A 12,378-nucleotide genomic window follows, 5' to 3' on the forward strand; every position below is an offset into this window, starting at 1 on the left:
AATTTTCTGTGGCTAGTCTTGGGTTCAGCATGAATATCAACTATGCTTGGTAGTACCCATTCCAACACTAGCGAAAATTCATGCTTAAACTATCAAAGTTAGCCCTCGCAATAGCCTTGGGCACAACTTCAAGTCTTAGTCAGGCATCTGAAATTGATGACCTTCAAAAACAGCTGCAGTTACTGAAACAGCAAATGCAGCAACTGCAAAGCAAACTTGATGCTGCAGAAGAAAAATCACAGCAACAAGCCGAGAAACAAGCGCAAATTGATGCACAAGTAGCAAAGCAACAAAAGCAACTTGAGCAGCAAACAGCGGCTGTTGAAGCTCCTAAAAAAGAATCTGGCATTAAGGTTGGGGGTGCAGTACGTACCAACTTCAGCCATACATCCTATGACGATGGTAATAAAAACCGCGGTGGCGACTTCGACTTTGACATCTTCAGACTAAATTTTGCAGGCGATGTCGGTGATGTACAGCTTAACGCTGAGATCCGTTTTTTCGATTACATGACTGCAGTTAAATATGCCTATGCAGCCTATGACTTTGCTGAAGACTGGCAGGTGCAGGCAGGTATTACCAAAGTGCCTTTTGGTAACTGGCCTTACAACTCGCACAACTATTTCTTTGGCACTACTTATTATATAGGTCTTGAAGATGATCATGATTTAGGTGTTCTATTCAAGCGCAAAATTGCTGATAACTGGCAAATTGATCTTGGCTTTTTCAAAAATGATGAGCTAGGTGGTGTTGATGGTTACGTAAGCGACAGAAGCGACCGCTACTCATATGATGTTGTCGGTTTCCGCTCTGCTGATGAAGGTGTTTATGCCGAACCAACCAATCCGATTGGTGAGTACAATACCTTCTCTGGCCGTTATGGCTATCATTTTGAGCATGACGGCGGCACCACCGAGCTAGGTGTTTCTGCGTTATCAGGTGGTTTGCATGACGGCGAAGACAAAGCCGGCGATTACTACGCTTGGGCACTGCACTTAAACAGTACTATTGGCCCATGGAATTTCCAGCTTCAGCATGGTGAGTATAACTACGATATCGACAACGTCGACCGTATGGCTGTGGGTGCTTATGCGTTTTACGATAGCATTGCCGCAGAAGCAACCATGACTAATGCCAATATCGCTTACAGCCTGCCTGTAGAGTGGGGTCCGGTAACAAACCTGCAGTTTTATAATGACTACGGCATTATTTATGACAAGTCAGATAACAGCGAAGATACATGGATGAATGTAACAGGGGTATCTGTTGCCGCAGGTGGCTTATTCACTTATTTTGATTTTGTACAAGCGAAAAACCAACCATTTGTTGGCGGCTCAATTGCTGGCGACAGCGACGACACTGAAACTCGCTTCAATATCAATATTGGTTATTATTTCTAGAAATAGCCAAAAATAAGACCTACAAGCCCAGTTTAAACTGGGCTTTTCATTTGTTTGAAGTAAGTTTACCTATAGTGTTAGCTAATAATATTAAGCTGAGCTAAAGTTAAATAAACAACATGGTGTAGACTATGTTGCTAAAACCAATAAATACAAACCACCTTGATCATAGGTATCGAGCAAGCACTACAACGATTTAAGTTTTATCAGGCCCAACTTTATTGATGAATGTGAGAGCGGCGTTTAACGCCTATAAAAATGGCTGCTATCAATTACTCGGGTTATTGATGGTGGGTTTAGGTATCATAGGTATTGCATTACCTGTGATGCCTACGACTATCTTTTTTATACTAGCATTGGCGTGCTTTACCCGCTCATCACCCAAGCTTTCTGCCTGGCTGCTAAACCACCCAAGATACGGCCAACCGTTAAGGTTTTGGCAAGAGCATAAGGTTGTCCCTAACCGCGCTAAGTTATTAGCAGGTTTTGGTATGGCTATCGGATATGCTTTTTTACTACAAAGTACCGCGCCAATTTGGGTGATATATCTTGTGGCAGTGATTGAATTGAGCGTATTAGCCTATTTAATTAACCGCCCATCTGCGCCCAATAAACCAACCCTAATTCAAGTTAATATAACCACACAGATGCGCTTGATGTTGTTTGCCTGTTTTCTCAGCTCGCAGCTAGCAGTTATGGCTTATCTCGCTATTCATTTCTAGCACAAAGAAATGTAAAGAACGTAAACCTGCTTGTTATCAGTAATACAAATCATTATCATATTTGTATCTTTAACGAATAAACCGCATTATGTTCTCATTTAACAAACGCAACTTTTATAGCGTTAGCCGTGCCTTACATATATACCTTTCAACGGCCTTATTCTTTTTACTTATTTTATTTTGTGTCAGCGGCATCATCCTTAACCACGTTAGTTGGCTCGAAAATGATAAACATAATGGTCAGAACCAACTACTTGTTTCTGCTGAGTTATTTGAAAAAGCGCAAACAAACCTCGACACATTGCCAAGCCTTTACCCTGAAATAGAACAATACATGCAACAGCAGTTTTCACTCAGCAATGTAAAAAGTATTGAGTGGGAAAAAGAAGATGCCTTGGTAATGCTCGACTACCCGCTTCCGGCTGGCTTTGCCTACGCCGAAATCGATTTTCAAACCGGTGAACTTAATATTGATTATCAAACCGGTGGCTTTATGAGTCTGATCGGCGACTTACACAAGGGTCGTCATACAGGTGAAGCATGGAGCTGGGTGATTGATATTTCAGCTGTTTTGATGATTCTGTTTGCTATTACCGGATTATTTATCCTCTTTCAAAACCGTAAAAAACGTGCCGCAGGTCTATGGTTAACGCTTCTTGGTGTTGCCACGCCTTTGGTTATTTATCTAGTTTGGGTGCCTCAACTTAAAGGAGTATCTTAATGAAACAAGCCCACTTACTCGTTGCTCTACTAATTAGCTGTTTATTCAGCCCTCTGAGCTTTGCAAAAGATCCCAACCTCACCGTTGAATTTACCTTACCTGAGCTAGATGTTTCTCCATATCATCGCCCTTACGTGGCGTTATGGCTAGAAACACCTGAACGTAAACACGTTACCACGATTGCACTTTGGGTCGAAAAAGCTGAATGGTTTAAAGACTTACGTCAGTGGTGGCGAAAAGCCGGTCGTAGCAACGACAACTTTGATGGTGTGACAGGTGCAACAAAACGCCCAGGTACTTATACGATTGAATGGCAAGGTAAAGATTTAAAAGGTAATCCAGTTAAACCTGGCAGCTACCTACTTAATGTTGAAGTTGTACGTGAAGAAGGTGGCCGAGATTACACCCGCGTTGAAATCGACTTAACAAAAGACGGCAAAGTCACAATTAAAGGCGAAAAAGAGTTCGCGACTAGCTTTGTTACCATTACCAGTAATTAAGGACAAACAATGAAATTAAAATTATTAAAAACAGCGCTGATCGGCGCTGTGACCTTCACAGCACTTGCATCTGGCTACGCACAAGCACATGCCCGTTGGTTAATGCCATCTCACACTTCTTTATCTGGTGAGAAAACTCACTACGTGATGATCGATGCCAGTATTTCTAATGAGTTATTTAGCCCAGATAAAGCATACCGCCCAAAACAAAAAGGCGCAGAGTATGACGACAACTTATTAGTTGCCCTTGCACCAAATGGTAAGCCGGTCGAAGAAACGATTCGCGCATACTATTTAAAACGCAAAAACTCAGCGGCAGTGAGCTTAACGCAAGACGGTACTTACCACATTGCTATGCAGCAAAAGCCAATGCTAATGACTTTCTATAAAGACAAAGATGGCAACCGTGGCCGTGTGTTCGCAGGTAAAAAAGAAGCAGACCTACCAGCAGGCGCAACCGACGTGCGCACTGTAAAATCAATCGCAACTGTTGATACTTTTGTAAGCCGTAATGGTACTTCTAAGCCAACATTGCTTGGTCAAGGCTTAGAAATTTCAGGACCTACTCACCCGAACGATCTATTTGCTGGTGAAGAAGCTAAGTTCCAATTATTAATGGATGGCAAACCAGCCGCTGACGTTGAGCTTGCGATTGTTCGTGGTAGTGCACGCTACCGTAATGAACGCGACGAAGTGAAAGTAACAACCGATAAAAAAGGCTTCTTTACGGTGACATTCGCTCACGCCGATATGTATCTAATTGAAGCATCTGTTGATCAAAAACCAACTGAAGCCGATATCGATAACGTACGCTACTCATTATTCACAACACTTGAAGTAGCGCCTGAATAATAAGCTGATTAGGCCTCAATAAAGGCCTAATTCAACTTTCGAGGAAGACTGTAGTCAACCGTGTGATCGCAGCTACCGTCTTTCTCGCAATCATTTACCCCATCACCATCGACATCCCAGCTTGGGTGCATGCCTCTTAATGTACTTTTTACGACGCTAATATCGACAGTAAATTCACTTTGCTCATCACGGCGCGCAGCATTGCGCATCAAAAACACTCGAATCACATAATCGCCATTATCAGGAATTTTAATCTCGGCATGATCACCTTTTGCCGGGCCAACAAACAAAGCTGTTGGGTTGCCTTTTGGTAAAATATTAAAGTAGCTGCTTGAATTTGATGGAGCAAAATCAACCTTTAAAGTAGTGCCTTTATTAAGGTTAATTTGATATTCCAGCAACTCATAACCTTTGATTGCGTCTTTAACTTGCCAGCTTTGCTGCACAGCAATATCTGAAGCTAGCAACTCATAATGACGACTATTTGGTAAATTTTGTTCAGCAAACACCAAGCTACTTTTAGCCACCGAAAAACAAAACCCTATTAATAACAACAACTTCATATTTTACCTCCTTTTAAATTCTCTTTTAGAGAATGATAAACGCTAATTTTACAATTTTTAATTCTTTTAAAGTGAACCTATAGTTACTCCATCGCAGACACACTGCTCAACTAAACAGGATACCTACTATGAAACTTTTTACTTTAATCTCAGCTCAACCACACTTACAAAATATTAGCACTTTATTGGCGCGTATTGGTTTATCGGCCATCTTTTTACTAACTGGCTTTAGCAAAATAGAATTCTTTGATGCAACTGCTCAATACATGAGCAGTGTTGGTTTACCAGAGTTCTTACTACCGTTTGTGATTGCTTTTGAAATTGTTGGCGGGTTATTTATTTTACTAGGCTTTTTAACACAACTAACCGCTATCGCTTTTGCTGGTTTCAGCTTAGTCAGCGCTTTGCTATTCCACTTTCAACTTGATGATCAAATGCAATTTTTAATGTTCTACAAAAACATTGCGATGGCAGGCGGCTTTTTAGCATTAGCCAGTGTTGGTGCAGGCAAAATCAGCCTAGATCAACTAGTGTTAAAACGTAGTCAGGCGTAATATTTCTACCAGCCAATAACCTAGGTTGTTGGCTGAATTTGTTTTTAAGGGAGCGCGAAAATGGCAACGTTATTAACAGCAACCAGCCACGATATTGGTGGGCTAGATGTAAAACGCATCTTGCCGCATTTTGACAAAAAAATGGTTGGCCCATTTATCTTTTTTGACCACATGGGGCCGAATCACTTTCCTCGCGGTGAAGGCATAAATGTGAGGCCTCACCCTCATATTGGCCTATCAACGCTCACTTATTTATTTACTGGCAGTATTTACCATCGCGATTCGCTAGGTAATAGCCTGCAAATAGAACCCGGCGATGTTAACTGGATGACCGCAGGTCGCGGTATAGTGCACTCAGAAAGAGAAAGCCTTGAAGTGCGGGCGAGCGAGCACGACATTAATGGTCTGCAATGCTGGGTTGCTTTACCTGAGAGTATGACCGAAATAGCACCGCGTTTTGAACATATCAAAAAACAGCAATTGCCTGAGAAAATCGAAAAAGGCGTGCTGATGCGACTCATTGTCGGTGATGCCTATGGCTTAAGCTCCCCAGTGAAAAACTACTCACCGATGTTTTATGTCGATACAGTCGCCGAGCAAGGTAGTCATATTACTAAACCGCACCCTCATCATGAAACCGCCGTGTATGTTATTTACGGTGAAATTAGTGTGGGTGATACTCGCTATACCCAAGGTGACTTTGTGCTACTTGATGACAGCGAACACGAAATAACGACTTTGCTGCACAGCCGTTTTATTTTACTCGGTGGCAGTAAATTCAATAAAGTCCCGTATTTACACTGGAATTTTGTTGCTTACAGCAAAGAGCGCATCGAGCAAGCAAAACAAGATTGGCAAGCACAGCGTTTTGCTAAAATCCCCGGTGATGATCTTGAGTATATTGAGTTGCCCTCATCTAAAAAGTAAACTTTTTCAGCATTTACAGGTACTATTAGGTAGTTAAGTAAGCAAAGGAACATCATGCTAAGAATTACGCTAGAACAGTGGCGCATGTTTCGTGCTGTTGTTGAATTTGGAGGCTTTAACCAAGCCTCACAAGGTATTCATAAAAGCCAATCGAGTATTCATAACGCAGTTGGCAAAATTGAATCTGCGCTCGATGTAAAATTATTCAGCATTCAAGGCCGTAAAACCGTGCTCACTGAAGCCGGCGAGATGATGCTGCGCCGTGCTAATTACTTACTTGATGAAGCCGCTAAAGTTGAGGCAATTGGGCAAACTTTGGGTGAAGGTATCGAAAGTAAGTTACGCATTGCCGTTGATGCTATTTTCCCACAACAATTACTTTATAAGGTACTTAACGACACGTCATCGCAATACCCGCAACTGCGTATTGAGCTGCATGAGTCTGTACTAATGGGGGGCAATGAACTGCTCGAAAACGATCAGGTTGATATTGCTATTACCGGCTTTCCAATTGCGGCAAGCTTTCACGAAGAGTTATGTGATATCGAGTTTATTGCCGTCGCCCACCCAGATCATCCCTTGCATGCGATAGAGCGTGAAATTACCCTCGAAGATTTAAAATCACACCGCCAAATTGTTGTTCGCGATTCAGCGAATAAGCACAAACAAGATGGTGGCTGGTTAGGTGCCGATCAGCGCTGGACCGTCACTCATATGCGCACTTCGATTGATATGATCAGTAATGGATTGGGCTTTGCGTGGTTACCAAAAGTCGCGATAGAAACACAACTTGCGACAGGGCAAATGAAAGCACTTAATTTAACTCATAACAGCAGTCGCAGCGCTAAGTTACATTTGCTCTTTAAAGACGGTGACAAACTGGGTCCTGCAGCACGCTCGTTTATTGGCGAGTTGCGTTATCAAGTAATGAAAAACCTATAGCTTCAAGGGCGTTTCAGCAATACCTTTAACGCCCGGCTCAAGAATAAACACGCCACCACTGTGCGGGTAATCAGCGAGCACGGAGTCTTCGAGCCCTACTGCCGCTGTTGTCACCGCCAGATGCGTGAGCTCTTCACCTACAAATGCGACACTCGTAACACGCGGTGCGGGTAAGCGAATAAACTGTACTTGCTCACCGCTTGGAGCAAAACGATACACGCCATAACCATTCCATGCAGCAACCCACAAATGATCTTCGCTATCAACGGTCATGCCATCAGGAAAACCCATATTGTCAGTAAAGCGAATAAACTCGTGTTTATCAGCAAGCTCGCCATGCTCATTCAGAGTAAAGCGGTAGATTGTTTGTTTATCTGAGTCTGTAGAATATAAAAACTGACCATTTTTACTTACCGCAGGGCCATTACTAATTATGTAGTCATGATCAACCGCTGTCGGAGCCTGACCATGACCAAAACGGTATAACTTGCCACTATCGGTTTGCTCTTGAGAGTCCATTGAGCCAAAAAAGCCAAAGCCTTGGCGAGACGTTTTACCATCGTTTAAGCGGTTTTGTGAGGGTTCGTGGTCGATTGAGTAAAGGAGTTCGCGGCTAAAGTCTTCACTATTTAGTTTATAAATGCCTTTGGCAAAGCCTGCGATTAATTCAGCTTGCTCGGTTTCCATCACCCAGCAAATCGGTTCTGGCATAGTAAACTGGCTAACTCGCATCGATTGACACTGCAAACGAAACAAACGCTGCCCTAAAATATCGACCCAAAATAAACAGTTATGTGCCTTAGCAAAATAGGCACCTTCGCCCAATTGGCATTGGCTAGAAATGATTATTTTAATGGTGTCATCGAGCATTGGCTTCATTACACAAAAAGCTGAACTATTCTCATTCTATCTGTGTATGAAAATAAGTGCTAGACCAGATAAACCCGCAACCAGCAAGATGATGCCGCGAATGGCCTTTTCATTGAGGTTATTGTTGATCACAAACGATAAGCCCCAGCCAATTAAAATGGCGGGTAAGCAAAAAAAGAACAGCTTTACATCGGCCATATCGGCAGAGCCTGTTAGCATCAATACAATAATGCCAAATAAGTTTATAAATACAAAAAAGGCACTTAGGTTTGCTTTAATTTTGTCTTTATCTTCAGCTTGATAGAGTAGCCCCATTGGCGCGCCACCGGCTGACGTTGTGGTACCTAAAAAGCCTGACGACATTGACGCAAGTAAGCTTGTAATAGTGGAAATTTTCGGTTTCATACCTATGATAGACAACGCCACCACTATCAAAATACTCACTCCTAGCAAGAGTTGATACTGCTTCGCATTGACATACCACATCACCACAGCAGCAAGAATAACTCCCACTGCACCACCAATAATGGAAATGCCCGTCTGTTTCATGTCTATCGCACCGCGGTGTTTAATCATTAACACCGACGTTAAAAACAGCGCATTCAAAATCATTGGCCCAGGCACCAGCTCTGGCATAAGCCAGTAAAGCACAGGCACACATAGCATGCCTAAACCAAAGCCAATAACACTTTGCAGGCAAGCGCCAATAATCAGAATTAAATAAACAAGTACAAAGTCGGTCAAACTTTCTTACCACCTTCCTAACTATTAGATTCAAATGTTTAAAATAATTATTTATTATTATAGTACTATTTGGATCGTGTAAAATTTTTTCTTTGGTTTAATTTAAGTTAAAGCAACTAACAATTTAATTAAGTCCAACCTGCATCCACTATCAGTGATTGTGCTGTCATCATGCGGCTGTCATCAGCAGCTAAAAATAACGCGGCATTCACTATATGGTCTGGTTGTATTGTTTCGTTAATACACTGACTTAAACGAACATCTTCAATCATTTCTGGGGTTAGCCAATGAGTCATTTGGCGCTCTGTCATCACCCAACCCGGAACCAGTGAATTCACACGAATATTGTCTTTACCGTATGAAGCAGCTAATGAACGGGTTAAACCTTCAATTCCCGCTTTTGCGGTTGTGTAGGCTGGCATGCCTGTTTGCTTAATACGCCAACTTACCGACCCCATATTGATAATGCTACCGCCGCCCAAGCGCTGCATGTGTTCAACTACAGCTTGCGATGAAAAGAAACACGGGCGCAAGTTAACAGCAAACTTATCTTCCCAATATTTCACATCCATATTCTCAGCGGCATGGCGGGTGTCATCGGCTGCGTTATTAATTAACACACCAATGTCACCCTGTTGCTGACGCGTTTGCTCAATAGCCGCTTTTAAGGCTTCTACATCACGAATATCGCAATGGATAAACTGCGGGTCAAACTCATATTTACCAGCTAATTTAGCGCATAACGCATCGCTTTGATCAGTTGCAATATCAACAAAGGTGACTTTCGCGCCCTGCTCGCAGAACCGCGTTACCATTACTTCACCAATTCCCGATGCACCGCCAGTAATAAACACACTCTTACCAGCAAGGCTTGGGTAAACTGTTTTTAGCTCGTTTGAATTTGGCATGATAACCTTTTGTTTTAAAGTAATTACAACGTCAAGAAGCGATACTTATTGAGCCGCTTCTTTATCAGCGATTTCTTTTTCAATAAACGCCATTGCTTCATCAATCATGTACGTCATCATGTTTTTAGCACGTTCAGGATCGCCGCTTGCAATCGCGTTATACACTTTAAAGTGCTCTTCAGCGATCGCCTTTTTATTACCCTTAGCAGGTGTAGTATGTTGAATACTTACGTGTAATGCGGTGCGAATAAAGTCACGTAATTGATAGAAAAAACGGTTACCACTGGCATGTAAAATTGCTGTGTGGAAGGCAAGATCTGGCTCATGCATTACGCCTTCTGGCTCTTCTGCTGCCGCTTGCATTTTATCGAGTGCCATTTTAATTTCTGCAATGGCTGCTTGGTCGCCTTTTCTTGCTGCAAGTGCTGCTGCTTGTGGCTCAATCGCCAAGCGCACTTGTAGAAATTCTTTAAGTACGTAAAGTGATGGGCTGCTTTCTAACAACCATTTTAATACGCTTGTGTCGTATAAGTTCCAGTTCTCCGCCGACTCAACACGAATACCTTGTCGTGGACGAGAAGAAATCAGTCCTTTTGCAGCAAGCATTTTCACTGCTTCACGAACAGCTGTGCGGCTAATACCATACACTTCACAAAGTTGTGCTTCGGTTGGTAGCCCCGTTTCAGTGTTATAATCACCAACAATTATTGCTTTACCAAGCTCATTGGTAACTTGTTGTGATAGGTTTAAATTTTCTAAACGCGCCATGTGTGTTCCTCAAAAGATCTGAGTAATATGATACATCTATAAAGCTATTCCGTCATCCTGGAAATAATTGATTAAAATCAATAACAAGCAAAAAACAGCCTAATACAAGTGTCTATATTTCAAACAATACAGTCACCATTTTACCTACAGACTGTCACCTTATTTTAACAAATCTCTTTCACTTACCTTATTTATAATATAATATTTTTATTCAACAACTAAAAAAGCAAAATTCTCTTTCAAAATTAGGTGGAACACACGATGGTCGAACTAAGTACCTTAGACTGGGCAGTGCTAGCAGGATTTTTTGTCCTGTTACTAGGCGTTGTCGTGATGTCTATGCGACAAAAAGAAGAAGACACCGCTGATTACTTTTTAGCGGGTCGTAATGCAAGTTGGTTAGTGATTGGTGCCTCTATTTTCGCATCGAACATTGGCTCGGAACATTTAGTGGGCCTTTCAGGTTCAGGCGCACAATCGGGTATGGCACTGGCTCACTGGGAAATGCAATCGTGGATCATTCTACTACTCGGTTGGATTTTCGTGCCTTTCTATTGGAGTAGTAAAGTCTACACCATGCCTGAATTCTTAGAGCGCCGTTTTAACTCTAAATCACGTACCTTCTTATCTGTTATCTCATTGATTAGTTATGTATTAACCAAGGTTGCGGTAACGGTTTATGCCGGCGGTATCGCATTTAAAACAATCTTGGGTATTGAGAGCATTTGGGGTATCGACTTCTTCTGGATTTCAGCAATTGGCCTTGTCGTGATCACCGGTATTTATACGGTACTTGGCGGTATGAAAGCCATTATGTGGACCTCGGTGTTGCAAACTCCGGTGCTCATTATTGGCTCCTTGGTCATATTAGTTGTTGGACTAGATAAAGTAGGTGGCTGGGCAGAAGTTGAGCGTATCAACGATGCTAATATGCACCTTATTCGCAGTGCTTCAGATGCTGAATTCCCTTGGCCTGGCATTGTATTTGGTTCATTCATTATTGGTTTTTGGTATTGGTGTACCGACCAATACATCGTACAACGTGTTTTATCTGCAAAAGGCATTAAAGAAGCGCGTCGCGGTACCATGTTTGCTGGTTACTTAAAATTACTTCCTGTATTTATCTTCTTAGTACCAGGTATGATTGCATACGCATTGAATGTTAAAGGTATTATTAGCTATGAAAGTGCTGACCAAGCTTTCCCAACTTTAGTTGCTGAGCTATTACCAGCCGGCGTTAAGGGGATTGTAATTGGTGGTTTAGTAGCGGCTCTTATGAGCTCTTTAGCATCATTATTTAACTCATCAGCAACCTTATTTACCATTGATTTTTATAAGAAATTCAAACCTGAATCATCTGAGAAGCACCTTCTGAAAGTAGGCCGTATTGCCACTATCGTGATTGTTGTATTAGGTCTTCTGTGGATACCCGTCATGAGCTTAATTGCCGATGTGCTTTATGAATATCTGCAAAGTGTGCAGTCTCTTATTGCACCAGGTATTGCTGCGGTATTTTTACTAGGTTTATGTAGTAAACGCATCACTCCAACAGCGGGTTTTGTGGGCTTAGTATCAGGTTTTGTGCTTGGTATGATCCGCTTAGTATTACTGCCATTTAAAGATGATTTAACAGGTTCATCATTTGCGTGGATCACCACAATGAACTGGTTATATTACTGTATTCTGCTATTTGTCGTGGTCGTTGCGATTATGATTGTGGTAAGTATTTTCACCAAACAAGCAGACGAAGAACAATTGAAAGGTCTTACTTTCTCAAGCCTAGATAAAGCAACTATGAAAGAAGTAGCTGCCGGCTTAGATAAGTGGGACTACATTCATACTGCGGGTATTATTGGTATTACTGCCTTTATTTACTACCGCTTCTGGTAATCGTTCGTTCCCAAAGT

13 protein-coding genes and 1 pseudogene are annotated in these 12,378 nt (G+C 42.0%); 9 read left to right on the plus strand and 5 right to left on the minus strand.

From position 1 onward, the window contains the following. The first annotated feature begins 80 nt into the window (after nt 1-80). The 5 genes and pseudogenes from IRQ78_RS13565 to IRQ78_RS13585 all read left to right on the plus strand — a co-directional run bounded on the left by IRQ78_RS13565 (nt 81) and on the right by IRQ78_RS13585 (nt 4,195). On the plus strand, nt 81-1,400 hold the full coding sequence (locus IRQ78_RS13565; RefSeq protein WP_138619610.1) for a porin: 1,320 nt from the start codon (nt 81-83) through the stop codon (nt 1,398-1,400). A gap of 224 nt (nt 1,401-1,624) precedes the next feature. Continuing rightward, nucleotides 1,625-2,014: pseudogene (locus tag IRQ78_RS13570) on the plus strand (YbaN family protein); the annotation flags it as partial. A 196-nt stretch (nt 2,015-2,210) separates the two neighbouring features. Further along, nucleotides 2,211-2,843, plus strand: coding sequence for a PepSY-associated TM helix domain-containing protein (locus IRQ78_RS13575; RefSeq protein WP_138599106.1), 633 nt, complete (start codon nt 2,211-2,213; stop codon nt 2,841-2,843). Continuing rightward, complete coding sequence (locus IRQ78_RS13580; protein WP_138599107.1) at nt 2,843-3,343, plus strand: DUF2271 domain-containing protein; 501 nt, start codon at nt 2,843-2,845, stop codon at nt 3,341-3,343. The genes IRQ78_RS13575 and IRQ78_RS13580 overlap by 1 nt, the downstream gene beginning before the upstream one ends. Before the next feature lie 9 nt (nt 3,344-3,352). After that, nucleotides 3,353-4,195 (plus strand): DUF4198 domain-containing protein, encoded by an 843-nt coding sequence (locus IRQ78_RS13585; protein WP_138599108.1) that lies wholly within the window; start codon nt 3,353-3,355, stop codon nt 4,193-4,195. Between the two features lie 26 nt (nt 4,196-4,221). On the opposite strand, the gene IRQ78_RS13590 is transcribed toward IRQ78_RS13585, so the two are convergent. Next, nucleotides 4,222-4,758, minus strand: a complete 537-nt coding sequence (locus IRQ78_RS13590) for a hypothetical protein (protein WP_194442486.1) — start codon at nt 4,756-4,758, stop codon at nt 4,222-4,224. 128 nt (nt 4,759-4,886) lie between these two features. Between IRQ78_RS13590 and IRQ78_RS13595 the strand changes: the two genes are divergently transcribed. From IRQ78_RS13595 to IRQ78_RS13605, 3 genes are read left to right on the plus strand one after another with little or no spacing between them, the layout of a single operon-like run. Then, nucleotides 4,887-5,312 (plus strand): DoxX family protein, encoded by a 426-nt coding sequence (locus IRQ78_RS13595; protein ID WP_194442487.1) that lies wholly within the window; start codon nt 4,887-4,889, stop codon nt 5,310-5,312. Nucleotides 5,313-5,372: 60 nt separating this feature from the next. Further along, complete coding sequence (locus IRQ78_RS13600; protein ID WP_194442488.1) at nt 5,373-6,239, plus strand: pirin family protein; 867 nt, start codon at nt 5,373-5,375, stop codon at nt 6,237-6,239. Between the two features lie 54 nt (nt 6,240-6,293). Then, a complete protein-coding gene (locus IRQ78_RS13605; RefSeq protein WP_138619607.1) occupies nt 6,294-7,181 on the plus strand; it encodes a LysR family transcriptional regulator in 888 nt (295 codons plus the stop codon). Here IRQ78_RS13605 and IRQ78_RS13610 read toward each other — a convergent pair. The 4 genes from IRQ78_RS13610 to IRQ78_RS13625 form a co-directional block, all read right to left on the minus strand. Continuing rightward, nucleotides 7,176-8,060, minus strand: a complete 885-nt coding sequence (locus IRQ78_RS13610; protein WP_228482631.1) for an SMP-30/gluconolactonase/LRE family protein — start codon at nt 8,058-8,060, stop codon at nt 7,176-7,178. The genes IRQ78_RS13605 and IRQ78_RS13610 overlap by 6 nt on opposite strands. Nucleotides 8,061-8,087: 27 nt before the next feature. Further along, nucleotides 8,088-8,795, minus strand: a complete 708-nt coding sequence (locus IRQ78_RS13615) for a sulfite exporter TauE/SafE family protein (RefSeq protein ID WP_138619606.1) — start codon at nt 8,793-8,795, stop codon at nt 8,088-8,090. Between the two features lie 128 nt (nt 8,796-8,923). Continuing rightward, nucleotides 8,924-9,703, minus strand: coding sequence for an SDR family NAD(P)-dependent oxidoreductase (locus IRQ78_RS13620; RefSeq protein WP_054552286.1), 780 nt, complete (start codon nt 9,701-9,703; stop codon nt 8,924-8,926). 45 nt (nt 9,704-9,748) lie between these two features. Next, a complete protein-coding gene (locus tag IRQ78_RS13625) occupies nt 9,749-10,471 on the minus strand; it encodes a FadR/GntR family transcriptional regulator (protein ID WP_054552285.1) in 723 nt (240 codons plus the stop codon). A 261-nt stretch (nt 10,472-10,732) separates the two neighbouring features. On the opposite strand from IRQ78_RS13625, the gene IRQ78_RS13630 reads away from it, so the two are divergent. After that, the gene (locus IRQ78_RS13630; protein ID WP_055020596.1) at nt 10,733-12,361 is read left to right on the plus strand and encodes a sodium:solute symporter; all 1,629 of its coding nucleotides are present in this window, start codon (nt 10,733-10,735) and stop codon (nt 12,359-12,361) included. The last annotated feature ends 17 nt before the right edge of the window (nt 12,362-12,378 follow it).

Source organism: Pseudoalteromonas simplex, assembly GCF_015278155.1.
GTDB classification, from domain to species: domain Bacteria; phylum Pseudomonadota; class Gammaproteobacteria; order Enterobacterales; family Alteromonadaceae; genus Pseudoalteromonas; species Pseudoalteromonas simplex.